At 50.2% G+C, this 22,927-nt stretch carries 19 protein-coding genes and 2 riboswitches; of the genes, 15 read left to right on the top strand and 4 right to left on the bottom strand.

The window, feature by feature from the left end; all coding sequences use genetic code 11:
• Positions 1-7: 7 nt before the first annotated feature.
• The 8 genes from ACI77B_RS00705 (at position 8) to ACI77B_RS00670 (ending at position 7,765) form a co-directional block, all read left to right on the top strand.
• Positions 8-1,084, top strand: coding sequence for an ABC transporter ATP-binding protein (locus ACI77B_RS00705; protein WP_409336915.1), 1,077 nt, complete (start codon positions 8-10; stop codon positions 1,082-1,084).
• A gap of 32 nt (positions 1,085-1,116) precedes the next feature.
• On the top strand, positions 1,117-1,926 hold the full coding sequence (locus ACI77B_RS00700; protein WP_409336914.1) for an ABC transporter permease: 810 nt from the start codon (positions 1,117-1,119) through the stop codon (positions 1,924-1,926).
• Complete coding sequence (locus ACI77B_RS00695) at positions 1,926-2,726, top strand: ABC transporter permease (RefSeq protein ID WP_409336913.1); 801 nt, start codon at positions 1,926-1,928, stop codon at positions 2,724-2,726. The genes ACI77B_RS00700 and ACI77B_RS00695 overlap by 1 nt, the downstream gene beginning before the upstream one ends.
• Before the next feature lie 16 nt (positions 2,727-2,742).
• The gene (locus ACI77B_RS00690) at positions 2,743-3,837 is read left to right on the top strand and encodes an ABC transporter substrate-binding protein (protein WP_409336912.1); all 1,095 of its coding nucleotides are present in this window, start codon (positions 2,743-2,745) and stop codon (positions 3,835-3,837) included.
• Between the two features lie 21 nt (positions 3,838-3,858).
• Entirely contained in the window at positions 3,859-4,545 is a 687-nt protein-coding gene (locus ACI77B_RS00685) for a TIGR00266 family protein (protein WP_409336911.1), read from the top strand.
• 433 nt (positions 4,546-4,978) lie between these two features.
• Positions 4,979-5,317, top strand: coding sequence for an ArsR/SmtB family transcription factor (locus tag ACI77B_RS00680; protein ID WP_409336910.1), 339 nt, complete (start codon positions 4,979-4,981; stop codon positions 5,315-5,317).
• A gap of 130 nt (positions 5,318-5,447) precedes the next feature.
• Positions 5,448-5,663, top strand: a complete 216-nt coding sequence (locus ACI77B_RS00675) for a cation transporter (protein WP_409336909.1) — start codon at positions 5,448-5,450, stop codon at positions 5,661-5,663.
• 134 nt (positions 5,664-5,797) lie between these two features.
• The gene (locus ACI77B_RS00670) at positions 5,798-7,765 is read left to right on the top strand and encodes a heavy metal translocating P-type ATPase (protein WP_409336908.1); all 1,968 of its coding nucleotides are present in this window, start codon (positions 5,798-5,800) and stop codon (positions 7,763-7,765) included.
• Between the two features lie 207 nt (positions 7,766-7,972).
• Here the strand turns inward: ACI77B_RS00670 and ACI77B_RS00665 are convergent, their stop codons facing one another.
• Together ACI77B_RS00665 and ACI77B_RS00660 are read right to left on the bottom strand one after the other, a co-directional pair.
• Positions 7,973-8,614, bottom strand: a complete 642-nt coding sequence (locus ACI77B_RS00665; RefSeq protein ID WP_409336907.1) for a DnaJ domain-containing protein — start codon at positions 8,612-8,614, stop codon at positions 7,973-7,975.
• Positions 8,604-9,479 carry a DUF5685 family protein gene (locus tag ACI77B_RS00660; RefSeq protein WP_409336906.1) on the bottom strand — a complete coding sequence of 292 codons (876 nt, stop codon included), beginning with the start codon at positions 9,477-9,479 and terminating at the stop codon, positions 8,604-8,606. Before ACI77B_RS00660 ends, ACI77B_RS00665 begins: the two co-directional genes overlap by 11 nt.
• Before the next feature lie 251 nt (positions 9,480-9,730).
• Here ACI77B_RS00660 and ACI77B_RS00655 point away from each other — a divergent pair, with 251 nt between their 5' ends.
• The 7 genes from ACI77B_RS00655 to ACI77B_RS00625 all read left to right on the top strand — a co-directional run bounded on the left by ACI77B_RS00655 (position 9,731) and on the right by ACI77B_RS00625 (position 20,980).
• Entirely contained in the window at positions 9,731-12,250 is a 2,520-nt protein-coding gene (locus tag ACI77B_RS00655) for a glycoside hydrolase family 25 protein (protein WP_409336905.1), read from the top strand.
• A gap of 379 nt (positions 12,251-12,629) precedes the next feature.
• Positions 12,630-14,018 (top strand): argininosuccinate lyase, encoded by a 1,389-nt coding sequence (gene argH, locus ACI77B_RS00650; RefSeq protein WP_409336904.1) that lies wholly within the window; start codon positions 12,630-12,632, stop codon positions 14,016-14,018.
• Between the two features lie 63 nt (positions 14,019-14,081).
• Positions 14,082-15,464, top strand: a complete 1,383-nt coding sequence (gene fumC / locus ACI77B_RS00645) for a class II fumarate hydratase (RefSeq protein ID WP_409336903.1) — start codon at positions 14,082-14,084, stop codon at positions 15,462-15,464.
• 7 nt (positions 15,465-15,471) lie between these two features.
• Complete coding sequence (locus ACI77B_RS00640) at positions 15,472-16,095, top strand: hypothetical protein (protein ID WP_409336902.1); 624 nt, start codon at positions 15,472-15,474, stop codon at positions 16,093-16,095.
• A 317-nt stretch (positions 16,096-16,412) separates the two neighbouring features.
• A riboswitch (cyclic di-GMP riboswitch) is annotated at positions 16,413-16,510 on the top strand.
• Positions 16,511-16,543: 33 nt separating this feature from the next.
• Positions 16,544-16,687: a hypothetical protein gene (locus ACI77B_RS00635; RefSeq protein WP_409336901.1), complete on the top strand. Its 144-nt coding sequence runs from the start codon at positions 16,544-16,546 to the stop codon at positions 16,685-16,687.
• A gap of 422 nt (positions 16,688-17,109) precedes the next feature.
• Positions 17,110-18,348 carry an InlB B-repeat-containing protein gene (locus ACI77B_RS00630; protein WP_409336900.1) on the top strand — a complete coding sequence of 413 codons (1,239 nt, stop codon included), beginning with the start codon at positions 17,110-17,112 and terminating at the stop codon, positions 18,346-18,348.
• A 406-nt stretch (positions 18,349-18,754) separates the two neighbouring features.
• Positions 18,755-18,848: riboswitch (cyclic di-GMP riboswitch) on the top strand.
• Positions 18,849-19,117: 269 nt separating this feature from the next.
• Positions 19,118-20,980 carry an InlB B-repeat-containing protein gene (locus tag ACI77B_RS00625; protein WP_409336899.1) on the top strand — a complete coding sequence of 621 codons (1,863 nt, stop codon included), beginning with the start codon at positions 19,118-19,120 and terminating at the stop codon, positions 20,978-20,980.
• Between the two features lie 191 nt (positions 20,981-21,171).
• On the opposite strand, the gene ACI77B_RS00620 is transcribed toward ACI77B_RS00625, so the two are convergent.
• Positions 21,172-22,539, bottom strand: a complete 1,368-nt coding sequence (locus ACI77B_RS00620) for a PFL family protein (RefSeq protein WP_409336898.1) — start codon at positions 22,537-22,539, stop codon at positions 21,172-21,174.
• Positions 22,540-22,553: 14 nt separating this feature from the next.
• Positions 22,554-22,826 carry an ACT domain-containing protein gene (locus ACI77B_RS00615; RefSeq protein WP_409336897.1) on the bottom strand — a complete coding sequence of 91 codons (273 nt, stop codon included), beginning with the start codon at positions 22,824-22,826 and terminating at the stop codon, positions 22,554-22,556.
• Between the last annotated feature and the right edge of the window lie 101 nt (positions 22,827-22,927).

Below are 22,927 nucleotides of genomic sequence, written 5' to 3'. Positions count from 1 at the left end.
GATGCAGATGGCGAAAACTCTGATCGAACTTAGGGATATATGTAAAAAGTACGATGATAATGTCGTGCTGGATCACTTCAATCTGACGGTTGAAGAAAATGAATTTATTACCCTGCTTGGACCGTCGGGCTGCGGAAAAACGACGCTGCTGAGGATCGTCGGCGGATTTGAGAAACCGGACAGCGGGCAGGTGTTTTTTGAAGGAAAGGATATTACCGCGCTTCCGCCGAATAAAAGGCAGATTAACACGGTTTTTCAGAAGTACGCGCTGTTTCCGCATATGAATGTGGGGCAGAATATCGCCTTCGGCCTGAAAATCAGCGGAAAAAGCGATTCCTATATCCGCGAAAAGGTAAAATACGGTCTGAAACTAGTCAATCTGGAAGGCTTTGAAAACCGCAAGATCGACCAGATGTCCGGAGGCCAGCAGCAGCGTGTCGCCATTGCGAGAGCAGTCGTCAATGAGCCGAAGCTTCTCCTCCTGGATGAGCCCCTGGGCGCGCTGGACCTGAAACTCAGAGAGGACATGCAGTACGAGCTGATTCGTCTGAAGGAAGAGCTGGGAATTACCTTCCTCTATGTCACCCACGACCAGGAGGAGGCGCTGACCATGAGCAACCGCATCATCGTTCTGAATAACGGTGATATCCAGCAGATCGGAACGCCGGAAGAAATCTACAACGAGCCGCAGAACGCCTTTGTTGCGGACTTCATCGGCGACAGCAACATCATCGATGCCTGCATGGTCAGAGACAAGCTGGTCAGAATCTGCGGCACGGAGTTCCCTTGCGTGGATACGGGTTTTGGCGAAAACCAGCCGGTCGACGTGGTCATCCGTCCGGAGGATATTCTGATCGGAGAGCCGGGAAAGGGAAAACTGGACGGCGTGGTTACGCATAATGTCTTCATCGGCGTTCACTATGAGATGGAAATTGAGGCCGGCGGCTTTACCTGGCTGGCACAGAATACAACGAGCTATGAAGTGGGAACGCATGTCAGCATTGACGTCATCCCGTTTAATATTCAGATCATGCACAAGCCGGTGAAGCCGGAACAGGAAGCACTGGATCTGGAAGCCGAGTAGTCCGGAATTCCGGAGAAAGGAGTATTTTATCGATGAAAAAACTGCCTGCAGTTCCGTATATCGTCTGGATGATTGCGGGAACGCTGATTCCGCTTCTGATGATCGTCTACTACGGATTTACGGACCGGACGGGAGCCTTTACGACCGCGAACATCCTGGCGGTCTTTCAGCCGGTGCACCTGAAGGCCCTGGGCCTTTCCCTGAGCCTTTCCGTCATCAGCACGGTGATCTGTCTTGCGCTTTCCATTCCGCTGGCGCTGGTTCTGAAAAAGAGCACCTTCGGAAGAAAAGGCCTGATCGTCTTTATTTTTCTGCTTCCGATGTGGATGAATTTCCTTCTGCGAACGATGGCCTGGCAGGTCATCCTGGAGAAGGGCGGAATCATGTACCACGCGGCAAAAATGCTGCATCTGCCTTTCCCGCACATCATCAACACGACGGGAGCGATTATCCTGGGCATGGTCTACGATTTCCTGCCCTTCATGGTCCTTCCGATTTATAACGCGCTGGAAAAGATCGATCCGAACATCATCGAGGCGGCCTATGATCTGGGCGCTTCAGAATCCATCGTGCTGAAGAAGGTTGTCCTTCCGATGTGCGTGCCGGGAATCGTCAGCGGAATTACCATGGTCTTCGTTCCGAGCCTGACCACCTTCGTCATTTCCAATATCCTGGGCGGCGGAAAGATCTACCTGATCGGAAACATCATCGAGCAGGAGTTCACCACCAGCGCCAACTGGAACCTGGGATCCGGAATTTCCCTGGTCATGATGGTATTCATCATCCTGAGCATGGCGGCACTGATGAAGCTGGATAAAAACGGAGAAGGGAGCATGCTGTAATGAGAAAAGCAATTCGAGGCATTTATCTGATCATTATCCTGCTCTTCCTCTACCTGCCGATCGTCGCCCTGATGGTGCTGTCGTTCAACAAGAGCAAGTCCATGTTCGCCTGGACGGGATTTTCCCTGCGCTGGTATAAGGAAATGTTCCACGACACGACCATGCTGAATGCAGTCTGGAATACCTTCTCCATCGCCATCGTAAGCTCGCTGATTGCAACGATAATCGGCGTCCTTGCCTGCGTGGGAATCCTGAACTTCGGCCGGAAGGGCCAGGCGCTGCTTCTAGGTGTGAACAATATCCCGCTGCTGAACGCGGACATCGTAACCGGAATTTCCCTGATGCTGGCCTTTATCGCCTTCGGATTCTACCTGAACTGGGGAACCGTGCTGCTGGCACACATTACTTTCAGCATCCCTTACGTCATTCTGTCTGTCATGCCGAAACTGAAAAATCTCGGTGTGCAGAATTACGAGGCGGCGCTGGATCTGGGTGCGTCGCCGGTGACCGCATTCTGGAAAGTCGTGATTCCGGACATCCGGCCGGGTATCGTTTCCGGCTTCCTCCTTGCCTTTACCATGTCGGTGGATGATTTTGTCGTCACCCACTTCACCAGAGGCGCAGGTATCAACACGATTTCCACGCTGATTTACAGTCAGGTGAAGGTCGGCATCCGTCCGACCCTGTTCGCCCTGTCTACGATCATTTTCATCGTGGTCATGGCCGTGCTTCTGATCGCCAACCGTGAGGACGACCGTCCCCCGGAAGACGAGTTCGTCGTTGAAACCCCGCAGAGTTAGGAGGGTGGACAAAAAAATGAAAGAACAAGGAAGAAAATATACGGCCGCGCGCCGGGCGGTTTCGCTCTTGCTGATTTTTGTTTTGTCCCTGCTGGCGGCAGTTACGCTGACGGGATGCGGAGAAAAGGACAAGAACGAGGTCCTGGTCTACTGCTACGGCGACTACATCGATCCGTCTGTCGTCAAGCAGTTCCAGAAGGAGACGGGCATCAAGGTCGTGCTGGACACCTTCGACACGAATGAGGAAATGTACCCGATCATCAAGAATCATGCCGGTGTGTACGACGTCATCTGTCCGTCCGACTACATGATTGAAAAGATGCGGACCGAGGGCCTGCTGCAGAAAATCGACTTCAGCAAGGTGCCGAACATCAAGTATATCGGAAAGCAGTATCTGAAGATCGCGGACAAAACCTACGACCCGGGTAATAAATATGCGGTGCCATACCAGTGGGGCGTTGCCGGAATCATGTATAATAAGAAGAAGCTTGGAGACGGCGCGGTGACGTCCTGGAAGGATCTGTGGAATAAGAAATACAAGGGAAGCATTCTGATGCAGGATTCTGTCCGCGACACGCTGATGGTGGCCCTGAAAAAGGATGGCTATTCTCTAAATTCGACCAGGAAGTCGCAGCTGAAGCGCGCGGTGAATGATCTGATCGCCCAGCGGCCGCTGGTCTATAAATATGTCAATGACTCGGCCAGAGACCTGCTCATCGGAAATTCCGCCAAACTGGGCGTGGTCTGGAACGGCGAGGTGATCTACAGCCAGAAACTGAATAAGAATCTGGCCTTCTGCGTACCGAAGGAAGGATCGGAGCTGTTCATCGACAACTGGGTCATTCCGAAGAACGCTTTCCATAAGACCAATGCAGAGAAGTGGATCAACTTCCTCTGCCGGCCGGATATTGCCTATAAGAATTTCAAGTATCTGACCTACAGCACGCCAAATGAGGGTGCGCGCAAGCTGATGCCTGCAAAATACCGGAACAATCCGAACCTGTTCCTGTCCGACAAGCAGCTCGCAAAATGCCAGGTATTGCGTGATCTCGGCCCGGATGGCGATGATCTGTACAGCACATACTGGAAGATATTCAAGTCGTCAAACTAATATTGTAAAAAGGAGAGGCCTATGAATTATGAAATCAAGGGTGGAAATCTGCCTGTCGTCATCTGCAGCCTGAACGAAGGGGAGATGATGATTACAGAATCCGGCGCCATGAGCTGGATGAGCCCGAACATGAAGATGGAGACCACCAGCGGCGGAGGACTCCGGAAAATGTTCGGCCGCATGATGTCCGGAGAAAACCTGTTCCAGAACCACTACACAGCGATGGGAGGCCGCGGAATGATCGCCTTTGCGTCCAGTTTTCCGGGCTCCATCATGCCGGTGGAGATCGGACCGGGACGCGAGATCATCGCGCAGAAAACCGCTTTTCTCGCCTCTGAGGCAGGCGTAGAGCTGTCCATCTTCTTCCGCAAAAATCTCGGTTCCGGATTTTTCGGCGGTGAAGGTTTCATCATGCAGAAACTGTCCGGCATGGGAACCGCCTTCCTGGAAATTGACGGAAGTGTTGTGGAATATGAACTGAAGCCGGGCCAGCAGATCGTCGTAGACACCGGATACGTTGCGGCGATGGATGGAAGCGTCCGCATGGACATTCAGGAAGTTCCGGGCCTGAAGAACATGTTCTTCGGCGGCGAAGGCGTGTTTAACACCCTGCTCACCGGGCCGGGCCACATCTGGCTGCAGACCATGCCGATCAGCGGAACCGCCGCGGCGATGGCACCTTATCTGCCGCTGAATGATAATAATTAGCAGAAGAGGGAGAATAGAATACCGGAAAATCTGCCTGGCAGCGATTCGATAGTCACAGAAGATTTCTGCCGGGAACAATTAAAGCTCAAGGTGGTTTTAGGTATTTTCTGACAGGAAAAGCAGATACCGCCCTGGGCTTATTTTCTATTCGGCAGCGGAAAAATTTTGTTAAGTACCTGTGGTGGTGTAAAATCAAAAAAACAGCTTCTCTGTTTCCACACTTCGTCGCTGCCATTCGCTTTAGCAGAAAAAAGTTAAATTCTTTCTCTTGCCATATTGACTTTTGATGAATATATGATAATATAATCATATGAACGATAGTTCATAGTAAGCAGATGAAGAGAGCTGATCCTGAACGCCGAGAAAGGACAGAAAGGCAGTATTTCACTGCTGCCGGCGGAGAGGGTTGAGAAGCAGAGCAGGAGGAATGAGTATGTCAGATTTAATTGAGTTATTTGACCGAAAGGTAGACCGCCTGACCCATGAAATTGATGAGGAGGAGCTGATTGACCTTGCCGAGCTGTTTAAGGTGTTCGGTGATTCGACCAGAATCCGGATTCTTTATGACTTGTTTGAGGGCGGAAAGAGTGTCGGAGAAATCTGTGATGATATTTCCATGAATCAGTCAGCCGTGTCGCATCAGCTGCAGATCCTGAAATCTTCGGATCTGGTCAGTGCGAAGAGACAGGGAAAATCGATGATTTACTCACTTGCGGATGATCATGTAAAGACCATCATTGCAATGGGGAAAGAACATATTGAAGAGGAGTAAGGAACATACTTTTCGAACATTGACAGAGCGGGAATCCCGGGCTGCACAGGGAGCTGCGCGGCGGAAGGAAACTGCGGAAGGTCAGAAGTCAAAGCAGTCCGGCATAAAGCCGGCGGAAAGGAACTTTAAAATGAAGAAGAAATTCAAAATCGAGGTAGACTGTGCAAACTGTGCAGCAAAGATGGAGAATGCGGTGAAGAATCTGGATGGTGTAAATGACGTAAACGTCAACTTCATGATGCAGAAAATGAAGATCGATGCAGATGATGACCGTTTTGACGAAATCATGAAAGAAGTTGTAAAGGCCTGCAAGAAGGTTGAACCGGACTGCGAAATTTATCTTTAAATTATAGATCAGAGAAGCGTGCGGACGGCCATGCAGGCGGCTTTCCGCACGTTTCTCCATGATAAAGGGATACTGGGATTAAAGATTGCTGAAACAATAAATCTGCTGTGAAGGCAGATTCGGAGGGAAAGAAAATGAAAAACAGTTCACTGACAAAGAAACAGCGGAAGGAAAGAAACCGGATTGTTCTGGCGCTGATCATCTATGTGATTATCGTCGCCGGAGAACACATTCTGAAAAGGATGGGACTTCTTACAGGTGTGTTCAGCAGCCACTGGGTTCTGATGATTCTCTACCTGCTTCCTTACTTCATCGCAGGCGGCGACGTCGTGAAAAACGCGCTGATCGGAATCAAGAATCTTCAGATGCTGGATGAATCCTTCCTGATGTTCATCGCGACGATGGGAGCCTTCGTTGTCGGAGAAAACGCCGAGGCCTGCGCGGTTATGCTGTTTTATCAGATCGGAGAATTTTTCCAGGACTATGCAGTAAACAAGTCCAGAGGCTCCATCAAGGACCTGATGGAAATCGCGCCGGAGTACGCCAATCTCCTTCACGATGACGGATCCGTAGAAACTATCGATCCGGACGACGTGGAGATCGGAAATATTCTGGTCATCCGTCCGGGTGAGAAGGTCCCGGTTGACGGCGTGGTTGTCGACGGCGCAAGCATGGTGGACACCGCGGCACTGACCGGTGAGTCCGTTCCGCGCAGCGTCGGAAAGGACGATGAGATTCTCTCCGGCTGCATCAACGGCGAGGGACTTCTGAAGATCAGAGCATCCAAAGAATACGAAGATTCCACCGTTTCCCGCATTCTGGAAATGGTCGAGGACGCGACCTCCAAGAAATCCAGAACGGAGAACTTCATCACGAGATTCGCCCGCTGGTACACACCTCTGGTCGTTCTGGGCGCGGTCATCCTGGCCGTTATTCCGTCCATCATCACCCGCGACCCGCTGACCTGGATTTACCGTGCCTGCACCTTCCTCGTCATTTCATGTCCGTGCGCCCTTGTAATTTCCGTCCCGCTTTCATTCTTTGGCGGAATCGGTGCAGCATCTCGTGAGGGCGTGCTCGTCAAGGGCTCCAACTACCTGGAGCTGATGGCAGAACTCGATACCGTCGTTTCCGATAAGACCGGAACTCTCACGAAAGGCGAGTTTACCGTGACAAAAACCAGCCCGGCAAGTGGAGTAACGGAGCAGGAACTCCTGGAAACTGCCGCTTTTGCGGAAGGTCTCTCGACCCACCCGATCGCCGCATCCATCCGCCGTGCTGCCGGAAAATCCGGAAACCCTGCCGGTCTGGAATCCGTTGACAACGTCAGCGGCCGCGGCCTGATCGCAAAGTCAGGCGGCCGCAGCATCATCGTCGGAAACGCAAAAATGATGCAGGAACACGGAATTTCATGTTCTGAGGAACGCGATGATGCCGCAACCATCGTTTATGTTGCGGAAAATGGAAAGTACCTCGGCGCGATTGCCATTTCCGACGTCGTAAAGCCGGAAGCCGCTGAGGCAATCCGCGAAATGAAAGAGGAGGGCGTCCGTCAGGTCGTCATGCTGACCGGAGACAGAAAACAGGTCGGCGAGGCCATCGGCAGCCGGCTTGGAATTGACCATACCTATTCCGAACTTCTGCCAGACGGAAAAGTCCAGAAAGTGGAAGAACTCCTGAATGAGGAGAGAGAAAATAAAAAGAAGCTTGCATTTCTCGGAGACGGAATCAATGACGCGCCGGTACTTGCCCGCGCAGATGTAGGAATTGCCATGGGATCTCTTGGTTCTGACGCAGCGATCGAAGCTGCCGACGTCGTTATCATGGACGACAATCTGGACCGTATCCCGCTGGTCATCCGCATCGCGAGAAGGACCGTCCGCATCGCAAGAGAAAACATCGTCTTTGCAATCGCCGTGAAGCTGATCATTCTGCTGCTCGGTGCGCTCGGACTTGCCGGCATGTGGGCAGCTGTATTCGCAGACGTTGGTGTAGCGATCATCTGCATCATCAATTCCATGCGTATGCTGAACCGTAAAGCCTTCCAGAGGAAGAGTCTGCCGGAAAGCGGGGAAAGGAAGCTGAAAAAAGAAGCTGCATAGAGAAATTGCAGAAGAAAAATAATCTATCACCCAGAAGAACAGAAAAAACCGGCATGTCAGCAGATGATGCAGCTGATATGCCGGTTAAAAGTTTCATAATATAATGCTTTATGGCAGTGCAGTGATGATTATCATGGAAAAATAATCAACTGTCTGACGGCAGATACAGCGTAACTGTTCCTGGTAAACTCCCAGGCTCTGCACTGCTTAATAACAGCAGAAGCACAGCGGCAGGGTCCAGCAGAGAGGGTTCATTCCGTAACCCTGGTCGGCGGACATACCCTGATACATGCTGCCGACACTGTTCATCTGGCTGTAGGCGTTCTGGTACTCGACGTTGGACGGGTCCATCTGGACGGCAGTCTGCACGTCCTGCAGGCCTTCGGCGATGCGCCCGAGTTTGAAGGAAACGACACCATACAGGAAGTGCCATTCTGCGTCTTCTGCGCGGTTCTGCAGGAGGAGCTGCTCGGCAGCAGAAATATTATTGCTGTTGATGTAGGCGCGGATCTGGTTATAGATCGGCGAGCTGCCGGTGTAAGATCCGTACTGGCTTTCTGCGCTGGATGAGCCGTAGCTGTAAGCACCGCCGGAGTATGATGAGCCGGATGCTCCGTAAGAGTATCCGCCATAGCTCTGCGATTGTGCAGAAGCGCCGCCGTTTTTTGTCAATGTATCATAGGCCCAGTTGACTTCCTGCAGTTTTTCTTCAGCGAGGTCAGCAAGCGGGTTTCCCTGGTATTTATCCGGGTGGTATTTTTTTACAAGTTCCCGGTAGGCTTTCCGGATGTCATCCTGAGAAGCATTACGGGGAATGCCTAGTATTTCGTATGGATCTCTATTTCCCATTGTTATTTGTTTCCCCCTTCTCAAGCACCTGGTCGGTCTTGCTGTGCAGCCCCAGGTAAACGATGTTTTCAATGATTCCGCGGTTTTTCTTTATGTCCAGCAGGTCCAGTGCCTTGGACATTTCTCCGAGTGCGTGGAAGAGCAGGGCAGAACCGAGGCTCTTTACACGCTCAGCCGGGATGGATGCGAACGGATTATAGCTTCCTGTTCTCCGGTCTTCTTCGAGGTCGTCCAGAGCATCGATCATGTAGATCCATCTGCCGAGCTGGAAGGCGAAAGCGCTGGTAATCCGCAGCTCAGCTGATGACGCCGGCTGGTCCGGATCATCTTCTTCATGGAGAAAGTAGCTGAGGAAGATGGTTTTCATGACTTCTCCGAAGGCGTTGGCCGGAAGATCGATGGAAGTGCAGTTCTGCCGTTCCAGTTCATACAGCTTTGCAAGCTGGCTGTGTACCCGGTCCGCTGTTCCTGGGAATTCAGCCTTTGCCGTAGAATAGGCACTGTGGAGAACGGCGGAACGCGACAGGGTCTTTATGGTATGCCCGTCATCCTGGATGTCATCCCTGTTTTTTTCATATCCAAGAATTACGGTCATTGCGGCGGCGTATTTCTGCGCACGGCCGCGAATGACTGGCTTTTTCTTAATGTGATGGGCTGCGCAGTGTTCCATGGACACTTCATCTTCCGCAGAGTCGAGGGACTCCAGGAACAGTGCCAGGAAGGCCATTTCGAATTGCAGACCAAACCGGAGCAGCTGTCCGTATTCTGCTCCGATGGTCTTGCACAGCCCGCAGTAGTATCCGTTATAGACGCTGAATTCACGGACTTTCAACTCTTCCTTCTGCGTAATTACATACCCAAACATAAATTCATCTCTCATTTATTATTTTACGAGTATCATTTTAGATGACATGAGTGGATATTTAAAGACTGTTTTGTGTTGATCAGATGATATGATTTGACAAGTGAAGTCATTTCGATTATCATGAGAGATAATTGCTTAAGAATCTTTAAGATTTATTTAAGTTTTCTAAGTAATGATTGATCTGAGAAGAGAGGAAAACCGCTGCGCTCAGCCAGTCAGCTGGCAGAGCGGGCAGTAAAGGAGGAGTTTTTTTGAGTTTGCAGAAGAAAGTTTCCCGGCGGATGGTACTGCTGATTTCTGTAATAACAGCAGTTATAGTCGCGCTGTCGCTGACTGTTTTTGCGGCAACGAGCAGCACCTCCGGCGGAAAGACTTACTATCACCCGCCATATGTGCAGGGCAGCAATTATATTACATTTAACGGTATTGATGTTTCCGTCTTCCAGGGTTCCATCAACTGGCAGAAGGTAAAGAAGTCAGGCGTTGACTTTGCCTTCATCCGTGTCGGTGGAACTTATGGAAAATCAGCATTTACGCAGTACGGCGACAGCAAATTCCTGACCAATGTCCAGAATGCGCAGAAGGCCGGTGTCAATGTCGGTGTTTATTACTTCTCACTGGCAAAGACCACATCTGAAGCACAGAGAGAAGCGGCCTGGGTAGTAAAACAGATTCAGGATGCCGGCCTTGAGCCGAATATGCCGGTCGTCATGGACTATGAATTCCTCTCAGGTTCCCGCCTGAGCACGACTACATACGGACCGACAGCCTCTGTAAGGTCACAGCTGACGGCCAATGCGAAGGCATTTATGAAGTACATCAAGAACGCAGGCTATACGCCGATGTTCTACACCTACAGAAGCGTCTGCGACTGGTCACCTCGTTTCAATATGAGTGACCTGCAGGATTACCCGTTCTGGCTTGCTCAGTACAGCACGACCAACAGCTACAGCAAGCGTGTGGATTACTGGCAGTACAGCAGTTCCGGAAGTGTAAGCGGAATCAGCGGTAACGTGGATATGGACTTCTATTACTATAATAAAAACGGCACAGGAACGGAGTCCGGAACCAAATCCATCAGAAACTGCAGCGTTTCCATTCCATACAGCCAGATGGCATACAGCGGTTATGCACTGGAGCCAAAGGTTACGGTCAAGGACGGCAGCAAGACCCTGACTGCAGGAGAAGATTACACCGTTGCTTACTTCAAGAATGTGAATAAGGGAACCGCTTATGTCGTGGTAAACGGAATCGGTGATTATTCCAATACCATCAGCAAGACCTTCACGATTTCCACATCCAATAAGGCCAGCAATGGAAGTTCAGACAGCAGCTCCACGAGCAGACCGACATCTCTGGGACAGGTAAAGAGTCTGACCACATACGCATATCCGTCTTCTGACAAGCTCAAGCTGAAATTCAGCAGTGTGTCCAACGCACAGAATTATGAGGTTGCGTACAAGACCAACGACGGAGACTGGAAAACCGTTACCACAGGCGGAAAGACGACCTGCACCCTGAAGACATCTGATAATGCCGCAGTGGCCGCTAAGGTACGCGCCGTATATGGATCCGGATCAAACGCGGTATACGGAGATTATTCTCCGACCAGATACCGTTACCTCGGCCTTGCCAAGATCAGCACAGCCCTGGATCTGGATGAGGGTGAGGCAGACGTTTCCTGGACACCGATCCAGAACGCGTCCGGCACCGTCTCCTATGCTGTATCTGCGATCGACAGCAACGATGATGCAGACACAGAGACCTACACCGGTGATTCCACAACATCACGTAAAATCGATGTAGAAGAGGGCGATGACTACACCCTGCAGATTGTTCCGTCCATGGAACTGAACGGACAGACCTACAAAGGCACATACTCCGGTATGAGAGCCTACAGACTGACCTCCAAGTGTGAGAAGCCGACGGTAACAGCAACATCGTCGCTGACTGGCATCAAGGTTTCCTGGGACGACGTCTATGCGGACAAGTATCGTGTTTACGTCAGCAGCAATGCGTCTTCTCCGACATCGAACCTGGCTGCGAAGAAGGATACTTCATCCACCAGCACGACGATTACCGGTCTGAAGAAAGGTCAGAAATATTACGTCAGCGTTCGTCCATACGATAAGGCTGACAGCAAGACCTATTACGGAGAGCTGAGCAGCCGTACAGCGGTTACCCTGACTTCCTCCATCAGCCGCGGCAGTTCAGAGAACAGTGTTACGGCACCGGAGAAGATCAGCAGTCTGTCAGTCACTGGAAGCACTTCCAGGGCAGCAGCCACGGTAAAGATCGGAGCAGTTTCCGGAGCGTCGGATTACCAGATCAGCTACAGAAAGAACGGCGGCAGCTGGAAGACCGTCTCCACCGGCGGAAAGACCAGCTATACTCTGAGCGGCGACTACGGCGACCGTCTGGAGGTCAAGGCCAGAGCCCTTGCGACAGCAGACGGAAAATCCGCATACAGCGGCTACTCGTCCGTGAAGAAGCGCGCCCTGCTGAAGCAGAATAAGATTGTATCTTCTTCTTCGACAAAAGGCACCCTGAAGCTGAACGTCAAGAAGATGAAATACACCGGATACTTTGTAACTCTTACCAGAAACGGGACAACGAAGAACTACCGCTTCAGTAATTACAAGACAACAGCTTTGACGATCAAAAATCTGAAGGCCGGCACATATAAAGTGAAGGTATACAATTACCTGAAATCCGGTTCTTCTACCTTCAACGGCTGTGGGTCCAAGGCCGTCAGCGTCACGGTGAAATAGGCCGAAGGAAAGAACATTCCGGGCTGAAGAATCCCCCGGCAGACGCCGGATTCTGGCCGCCAGAAAATAAGACAGGATGATACAGAAGCCCTCTGCTCTGGGAAAAGAAATTCCCATGGCAGAGGGCTTTCTTCCCGTATAGTATGAGTTTACCGTTTGTTGAATTGACACAGGCCGCCTGAAATGCAATAATAAAAGATACGTATGCGCGTCAGATGCGTAAAAAGAAATCAGAATACGCGGATACGGCTTTAGCATTCATGAAAGATGAGTTTTGTCATTACGGGGCAGAGTGAGAATCATCCTGCCTTTCAGAAATACAGTAAAACGCAGCATGTAATTATGCATAAAGAGTGAATAAGAAAAAGGGGAAATGAAAATGGCATTATGGGGAGGCCGGTTCCATAAAGATATGGATGACATGGTGAAGAAGTTCAATGCGTCGATCGGATTTGATCAGAGAATGTACCAGGAAGACATTTGCGGAAGCATTGCACATGTAAAAATGCTGGCGAAGCAGGCTATCGTGACAGATGAAGAGGCACAGAAGATCATTGAGGGCCTGGAAGGAATCCGGAAAGACATCGAAGATGGAAAGATCAGTTTTACGGCGGATGATGAAGATATCCACATGGCAGTGGAAAGCCGCCTGATCGAGCGCATCGGCGAGACAGGCAAAAAGCTGCACACAGCAAGGAGCAGAAATGATCAGTGCCAGGTTGACGGACGCCTGTATCTGAAAGAACAGATCCGGGAAATCGTCAGCGAACTGATTCACCTTGAAGAGGTGATTTTGTCGAAGGCAGATCAGTATAAGGACAGCATTACCGTTGGATTCACGCACATCCAGCACGCACAGCCGATTACGGCAGGTTTCATCTTCATGGCCTATTTCCAGATGTTCAAGCGGGACATTGAGCGGCTTCTGGATACCTATGAGAGAATGGATCTCTGCCCGCTGGGCGCCTGTGCACTTGCCGGCACGACATTCCCGACGGACCGTCATTACACAGCTGAGCTGCTGGGATTCCGTGCGCCGACGGAGAATGCGATGGATTCCGTCAGTGACAGAGATTATGCGTTGGAGTTCCTGAGTGATGCGTCTATCAGCATGATGCATCTGTCCAGATGGGCGGAGGAGTTCGTCTGGTGGAACAGCTCGGAGTTCAGCTACATTGCCATTGATGACAGTTACTGCACGGGCAGCAGCATTATGCCGCAGAAGAAGAATCCGGACATGGCGGAGCTGATCAGAGGAAAGTGCGGACGTGTTTACGGCGATCTGATGCAGCTTCTGACCACGATGAAGGGCACGCCGCTTGCATATAATAAGGACTTCCAGGAGGATAAGGAAGGTCTGTATGACGCAGTGGATACATGGAAAGCCTGCGTTGCGATTTTCGCGAATATGCTGGAAAAGACAGAGCTGCGCACGGATATGATCGAGAAACAGCTGCATAAGGGATTCCTGAATGCGACGGACATTGCGGAACATCTGGCCCAGGAGGGCATTCCTTTCCGCGAGGCGCATAATATCGTCGGCAGGATGGTAAAACTCTGTGAAGACGGAAACTGTGACTTTTCCGATCTGACGGATGAGCAGCTTCAGGCGATCGACAGCCGCGTGACCAGAGATGCGCTGGGAGACATCAGCATTCCGGCCTGTGTAAACGCGAGAAAGTCCTTTGGAGGAACAGCGCCTTCCGAGGTTGCGCGTCAGGTTGAGACTGGAAAAAACTGGCTTGAGGAAATCCAGAAAGAGCAGTAGAACATAAAATCACCGTTTCGGTGCTCCGCCTGCAGGACTCTGCGGGCGTCAGAAAGGGGAAAAATGAGCGGATACAGAATCGAACATGATACGATGGGTGAAGTACGTGTTCCGGCGGATAAATACTGGGGCGCGCAGACAGAGAGAAGTTTTGAGAACTTTAAGATCGGAAAAAAGAAAATGCCTGAGGAGATTATCCGGGCATTCGCAATATTAAAGAAGGCCGCGGCACAGGCAAATGAAGAGCTGGGCATGCTGGACGGCAGACGGGCAGAACTGATCGGTCAGGCCTGCGATGACATTCTGGCAGGAAAGCTGGACGGGAACTTCCCGCTGGTGATTTTCCAGACCGGAAGCGGCACCCAGTCCAATATGAACGTTAATGAAGTCATTGCTCACAGAGGAAATGAAATTGCCGGAGAGCAGCTCCTGCATCCGAACGACCACGTCAACTGTTCGCAGAGTTCCAACGATACCTTCCCGACGGCCATGCACATCGCCGCCCTCACAACGGTAGAGACACGGCTTCTTCCGGCCGTCAGAAAACTGCGGGATCTCCTGAAGGAGAAGGAAGACGCCTACATGGACGTGGTGAAGACAGGAAGAACTCATCTTCAGGACGCGACACCGCTTACACTGGGACAGGAAATCAGCGGATGGCGCTCCATGCTGGATCACGATGAGAAGCAGATCGCCGCAGCATCCGAGTCCTTGAGAGAACTGGCCCTGGGCGGAACAGCAGTAGGAACCGGACTGAACGCACATCCGGATTTTGCCGCGAAGTCTGCAGAGAAGATCAGTGCACTGTCCGGAATCCAGTTCAGAACAGCAGAGAACAAGTTCCAGGCGCTGACTTCCAAGGATGCCCTGGTTTACGTACACGGCGCCATGAAGGCACTGGCCTGCGATCTGATGAAAATTGCCAATGATGTCCGCCTCCTGGCAAGCGGACCGCGCTGCGGCATCGGAGAGCTGATTATCCCGGCGAACGAACCGGGAAGCTCCATCATGCCGGGAAAGGTCAATCCGACCCAGTGCGAAGCCGTCACCATGGTTGCTGTACAGGTTATGGGAAATGATGCTGCCGTTGGAATCGCCGCGTCTCAGGGAAATTACGAGCTGAACGTGTTTATGCCGGTCCTGATTGATAATTTCCTGGAATCCGCCGGACTTCTCGCCGATGCCATGGATTCCTTCGGGAAGAACTGCATCGCTGGAATCCGCCCGAACATGGAAAAGATCAATGAGAATCTGAATAAATCCCTGATGCTGGTCACCGCCCTGAGCCCGCACATCGGCTATGAAAACAGCGCCAAAATTGCAAAGCTGGCGTACCAGGAAAATCTCACACTGAAAGAAGCCGCGCAGAAACTGGATCTCGTCACGCCGGAGCAGTTCGACGCGTGGGTGGTTCCGGAAAACATGGTCCACCCGAATCAGAGGTGATCCCTGTATGAAAAAGTGGATAAGCTGGCTGTCAGTGGTGCTGGGTGTTTTTCCGTTCCTGATCCTTCTGTGGCCGCTGGATCTGAACTCCGGAATCAAGTATCCACGCGATGTTGCGGCGGCGGTCATCCCCTGCATTATTGCGTCCATCAGCTGCATCCTGCTGAACATCAATGATGTGAGAAAACGCAGGCCGCTGTCGGCGCGCAGGGCCTTGTCTGTGATGGAACTGTACATCGCCATGTTTCCGTTCCTCAGCGCGGCGTTTGCAATGACAGCAACACTGCTGATCGTTTCCCGGCATACGTGCCGCGCGTGGGAAGTCAGCGGGGCGGCCTTTCTGATCTGCGGCATTCTGCATATCGTGCCGATCAGTAACGCCGTCGGCCTGATCCTGCGCCTTCCGTCCCTGACGACCGGAGACGGCAACAGCCGGAGAAATCTGCATATCGGACTGCAGTTCATTCCGGTTGTCAACATCATCGATTCCTGGCACCTGCTGCAGATTTCCCGTTACGAGGGTGAACAGATCAGCCGGGCAAGATGGGCGACCCTGTACATGGGCCTGCTGATCCTGCTGATCCTATCCCTCCTGCTCGCGAGATTTGTGATCTGGTGGATCCTGACCTGATAGAAAGACAAGTACATAAAAGTATCATTACAGCGGATTTCCCAGCCAGAGTGAGGTTGGAGATCCGCTGTTATTCTTCTTTGAACAAAAGGTGATCAGCCAGGCAAAATAATGCGGGGATGAACGGTAGAGCAGAAAGCAGGTCACAGATACCCGGTGCTGTCAAATCATATTTATATTGTAAGAATAGGGGAAAGATGTATACTTTATAAATGTATTGTGAAGATTAAGTGTTTATGATATCATACATGTAACCAAACGATCTGTTTTGATCATTTATTAACCATTGTTCTCAAATAGTTCACTCAAATACAGTCAAATGTAAAAGGCAAACCGGCCGTGAGACCGGGACGCAAAACTACAGGGTCTTCCGAGTTTCTAAGCGATATGTTCCGGAAGACAGCCAGCTGCCATTCCTGTAAAGAAGACATGAATGGAGGTATTTACTATGAGAAGAGAGAACAAGAGAAAGGGACTGAACCGATTACTGGTTCTCGTCCTGGCGGCAGCCGTTACCATGGCGTTCAGCTTTACGAGTATTTCGTTTGCTGCAGAAGAGACCGGGGGGGGAGCGATCAGCCGATCACTTTAAAATTACAGTATTCATATTCAGGAGAGCGTAATGGACAGTTAATTGATGAAGTAACGATTTCGTCCGGAACAACACAAAATGATGCGACACGTTTTGAGAATATGGCAAGTGTTAAAGAGGGTTCATCCTTTACAGAAGGAAAGAAGAAATATGAATACTCAGGTCTCACCTGGAGCGATGGCTCAGCTCTTCAGTTTCCACTTTCGTATGATGCAATAAAGGCAAAAGTGACAGAACTGAAAAGTAATGTAATACTGGTTCATTTCACCGAGAAACAGTTTTATAAGTATAAGTTTCAAACCATTGATAAAATAGGTAGATCCGGTATTAGCTGGGAAGAGAAAAGCCCAGCAAACACATCTTGGTATATTCATACAATGCAGAACCCGGGCTCAAAAGAACATTTTAAGTTTGAATATTGGATGATTGGCGAGAGGCCGTTTAAAATCGGTGAAGTATATTTTACGAAAATAAAGGATTTACAGGAAGATACGACAGATACGGCATATGCTTGGTGGCAGCCGGCACTCTGGTTTGAATACTATGATGGCGATAAACTGCTTAAAACTACAGATGACTATTATAAGGATACGGCAATTCCTTCCTACGAACCAGAGAAGAAGGATGGTATGAAGTTTATCGGATGGGCAGATAAAGATGGAAATCTGTATGCAGAAGACCAGATTTTTAAAGTTCCAGAAATCACAAAAGATAACGGCAATGTGGGTCCGGTGAAACTGTATGCCAAGTGGAAAGAAAACTCCGCTCCGTACGTTCCGGTTACTCCATCCACTCCAACCGAAGAGCACACCGTCACGTTCCACCCGAATAACGGCGAATCAAACTTCACACAGACCGTTCCGGACGGCGGCAAGGCTGTTCAGCCGGAAGATCCGGCGCAGGAAGGGTATACCTTTGACGGATGGTTTACAGACAGCAGTCTCACACAGGCTTACGATTTCAACACTCCGGTGAAGGGGAATCTCGATCTCTACGCCAAGTGGACCAAGACCGTAAAACCGGTTAATCCGGTCAAGCCGGTTAAACCTTCCAGGAAGGTCACAGGAATCCTGCTTCCTAAGGTCATTGCCAACGGCAGCAGTGAGCAGACATTTACATGGACACCGCTGACCAATGTCGATGGATACTTTGTCTATGAAGCGTACTGCAATACCTATAAGAATGTTCACCCATTCAAGAAGGTGGCAGATGTCTCCGCCTCTTCTCCGAGAGTGTACAAGCGTTCCGGACTGAAAAAGGGCGCTGCATATAAGTACTACGTTGCAGCATACCAGATCAAGGATGGAAAGAAGCAGATCGTAAAGAAGAGCGTTACGGTTCATTCTGCGGCCGGAAACCTGCTGAAGACGAAGAAGGCAGCATACACCAACGTGAAGAACGTCAGTGTGAAGAAAAATGCGGTAACCCTGAAGATCGGAAAGACCTATAAGATTCAGCCTTCTGTTAAGGGTGTTTACTCCGGATATGCCATTCTGCAGAAGAGCCATGCCCCGATGTACCGCTATCTCTACATTAAGGATGGAAAGAACATCAGTGTAGATCAGAACGGAAATGTCAAGGCATTGAAAGCAGGAAAGTGCAACGTATATGTACTTGGTACCAACGGTGTCAGAACGAAGGTTGCTGTAACCGTTAAATAGCCGATGAAGTTTCTCGGAAAAGAGAAGATCGGCAGAAAAAGAAGTTAACACATTGCAGTGCAGAAGCCGGCAGCGGTTCATCATCCAGGTGAGCCCTGCCGGCTTTCTCCTTGAAGAGGAAATTTTTGTTCGGGCAGAAGAGGGATGGGAAGAGACTGCGGATGATTGGAGCGTGAATTACAGCTGAATGCATAAGCGCTCTCGATGTTAGAAAATACGGACTATTGTTTGCAATATAAGATCGTAGAAAAGGAGTATGGTAAGTCAATATCGAAAGAAATCGGGTGAATATAGGAAATGACATTGTGATGGAATTGTGTTGGTGATAAGGTAAGAAGAAATCAGAGATCCTATCTGAGTGCACTGCGATAGTTTATGATTCAATCTCAAACATTTCTCAATACGGATATGAAAAGAGCAAACTGGTCGTGAGGTCAGGACGCAAAGCTACAGGGTCTTGCAGGACAAATTGCAAACCGGCAAGACAGCCAGCTGCCATTCCTGTAACTGCAAAGCAAGAATGGAGGTATTTACGATGAGAAGAGAGAGCGGACGTATGCATAGCGTCATGGGAAATAGTCGAATTTCCCGAATCACCAGACAATCATTGCTTATTCTGCTTGCTGTGGTGATGACGATTATTTTTATTCCGATAAACAATGCGTGGGCAGATAGTTCAGCGCCAGATATTCCGACGATTGTATCGGATAATAGCAGTAAAATTGGAAGTAATAACACCCAAAGAAACAATCTGAACGAAACAGGAATAATGACGCAGCTGAATCAGGATTTAACAACCATAAAAAATAACGGCTCCTTTTCTAACAACAGTGGATCTGTTGTAATCAATGACGATGCGGCAAATCAGTCTGTTGTTCTTACAGTCAAGACGAGTACAGAAACCAAGACATTGACACTGGGGTGCAGCGGCGATACCGTAACCAGTGTTAACGGACAGAACCTGGAAGGCTGGTTAAAGAATGTCAACAGTCTTACATCTCTGGGGAATGCTGTTGTTACTCTCGGTACTCCGACAAATAATCAAGATATTATCACATATAATGATGCGGTGGAGAAGTATATGGAGGCAGCGGATGATGAGCAGATTTCTCAATCCCCGTCCGGTTTATCCTATAACGAAATGTACAGTATGTTCACCGATAATGTTAGTGATGTAATTCAGAAATATAATAGCATTGCGAACGTTGAAAATAAAGAGAGTTTAAAGAGACTGCCGGTCCCAGCTTTCATGACATTGCAGTCACTGGAGTCGATTCCATATACGTACCATGTTGAATATAAACCAAATGCGGGAAATGATACTGTTACTAATTTCCCGAGATCCTGGACGGTGACTACTTCAGTAAAAACATACGGAAACTGGGTAGCAGCTGCTATTCCGAAACGAGATGGGTACACATTCCTGGGGTGGAGCACTAAGCCGGACGGGAAGGTAGAATATCAACATTCCGGAACAGGTACTAAAATATCTCTGACACGCGAAAATCCGTCGTTGACGTTATACGCAGTATGGGCGAAGCAGGGTCAGCTGTCTGTAACCTATAAAGATGGTATGGACGGAAAAGTTTTCCAGGATATCAAGTATGAAGGCCTGGCAAAAGATTCCTACACCCCGGCATTTTCTTGGATCCCGGTGAGAGATGGATACACGTTTATCGGATGGAGCCCGTCAATATCTACTAAAGTTACGGAGAATGCGGTTTATACTGCACAGTGGAAGAAGACAGAGTCGGGAGGTTCAGGATCATCTGCTGTAATAACTGTTCCGAAAGGAAGCCATTTGGTTACATTCCATCTTCAGAATGGCCAGTCTGATTTGAATCAGGCAGTTGTGGACGGCGGCTGGCCAGTTGAACCGAGTGCAAGCCGTTTGACCAGGACGGGATATTCTCTGGAAGGCTGGTCTCTGGATGCAGCGGGGACACAGATGTATGATTTCATGACACCGGTGACGAGTGATATGGATCTGTATGCGCAGTGGAAAGTGGTTAACAAACCAGTAAATCCGCTGACACCAGCTAGTAACGATGTTCTTCTGCCTTGCGTGCGGTCTTCTGGAAAGACGTCTCAGACGCTGACCTGGACCAAGGTAAATAAGGCGAATGGATATGATATCTATTTCGCAAAGTGTGACACAGCATATCATGTTTATCCGTTGAAGAAAGTTGCGTCAGTAAAAGCTACACAGACAAGAGTATATAAGAAAACTGGTCTTAAATTCGGTGTACCATATAAGTACAGTGTTAAGGCATATCGAATCGTGAACGGTAAGAAGAAAATTATACGCAGCAGCGTATCCGTTCATTCCATTGCCGGAAATGCAAATGCAAAGTATGCAAATGTGAGAGCCGTGAAAACGACAAAGAAGACCGTTACGGTAAAGAAGGGCGGCAGCCTGCAGCTGAAAGCGTCTGCTCTGGGATATCGCAGCGGAAAACAGGTTCTGTCTAAGGGTCACTGCCCGGAAATCCGTTACATCAGCAGGGATAAATCCATTGCAGCAGTAACAGCATCCGGAAAAGTCAAAGGCAGGAAGATCGGATCCGTAAAGGTTTACATCCTCGGAAGCAATGGCGCAAGAACGGATGTAACTGTGAAGATTGTAAAATAACTCTTCTCCGGAAGGAGATTAGAAAATGAAAATGAGAATTTAACGCATTGCAGTGCAGAAAGCCGGCAGCGATTCATCAGAACGATGACCGCTGCCGGCGTTTTTTGTTTCCGGAATGGGCGGTGGAAAAAGCCCAGATCCACAGCTGCGAAGTTCCGCGCTGCGGCATCAGACTAGTCTGGCCGTGATACTTAGTTCTTCAGGCTCTGCAGCGGGGCAGGGATGCGTCCGCCGCGGTGAATCATTTTGGCAGGGGACTGACGGCGGACATTCATGACCGGGCCGCTTCCCAGGAGGCCGCCGAAGTTCAGTTCTTCGCCTTCCTTAAGGCCGATGGCCGGAATGACGCGGACGGCGGTGGTCTTGGAGTTGACCATGCCGATGGCGGCTTCGTCGGCGATGATCGCGGAGATGATTTCCGCTGTGGTGTCGCCCGGAATGACGATCATGTCCAGACCGACAGAGCAGACGGCGGTCATGGCTTCCAGTTTTTCGATGGACAGGGTCTTGCTTCTCGCGGCGGAGATCATGCCTTCGTCCTCGGTGACCGGGATGAAAGCGCCAGAGAGTCCGCCGACGCTGGAGGAGGCCATCAGTCCGCCTTTCTTTACGGCGTCGTTGAGCATGGCGAGGGCAGCTGTGGTGCCGTGGCCGCCGCATTCTTCCAGGCCGATTTCTTCAAGGATTCGGGCAACGGAATCGCCGATGGCCGGGGTCGGTGCCAGGGACAGGTCGACAATGCCGAACGGGACGTCCAGCATCGAGGCGGCTTCTTTTCCGATCAGCTGGCCGACACGTGTAATCTTGAAGGCTGTCTTCTTAATGGCTTCGGCGATTTTGTCCATCGGCGCGTCGTCCGGCATGCGCTGAAGCACGCTCCGGACTACGCCCGGTCCGGAAACACCTGTGCTGATGCAGCAGTCCGCATTTCCCACACCGTGAAAAGCGCCGGCCATGAAAGGGTTGTCTTCCACAGCGTTGCAGAATACCACCAGCTTCGCGTCTCCGATGCACTGCCGGTCCCTGGTCAGTTCCGCGGTTTTGCGAAATACCTTTCCCATCATCTCTACAGCGTCCATATTGATGCCGGCCTTGGTAGAGCCGATGTTTACGGACGAGCAGACCAGCTCAGTTTCTGCCAGGGCCTGCGGGATGGCTTCGATCAGTTCCCGGTCGCCGGCGCTGAATCCCCGGTGCACCAGCGCGCTGAATCCGCCGATGAAGTCGATGCCGATCTTGTGGGCCGCCTTGTCCAGCACCCTTGCGTATTTCACCGGATCGCCGCCGCTGACGCCTGCCAGCATGGAGATCGGCGTAACCGCAACCCGTTTATTGACGATCGGAATGCCATATTTATCAGAAAGCTTTTCACCGGTTTTTACCAGATGGTCCGCTTTTCTGAGAATCTTATCGTATATTTTTCTGCAGGACAGATCGATATCGCTGTCCGCGCAGTCTAAGAGAGAAATGCCCATGGTAATCGTCCGCACGTCCAGATTTTCATTCTGAATCATGTTTACCGTTTCCATTATATTATCCATTGGCAGTGGCATGGTCATGATTACCTCCTTTATTAAATGGTATGCATTGCCTTGAAAATATTTTCATGCATCAGATGAATTTCCATATCCGGCAGCGCTTTCTGCACTGCGCTCTGCAGATCATTCAGCGTACCGTCAAGAGCAGAGACGTCGATGACCATAACCATAGAGAAGAATCCGTTCAATACGGACTGAGACACATCTTCGATATTTCCATTTGCCTTTGCCGCTTCCGTCGCTGCAGCGGCCAGAATTCCCGTGTGATCCTTTCCCACAACGGTCAGAATCGCATTTTGTTTATCCATTTTATCCTCCTGTTCCATTGCCTGATTCAATACAATTGTGTATATTTTAACATATTTGGTTAAAACATGGAATATAGGATTGTCAGTTTTGTGTAATTCTG

Origin of the sequence: Eubacterium sp. F2 (assembly GCF_046244355.1) — a bacterium.
Taxonomy (GTDB): Bacteria; Bacillota; Clostridia; order Peptostreptococcales; family Anaerovoracaceae; genus Aminicella.
This window is presented reverse-complemented; position numbering and strand designations above follow the sequence as displayed.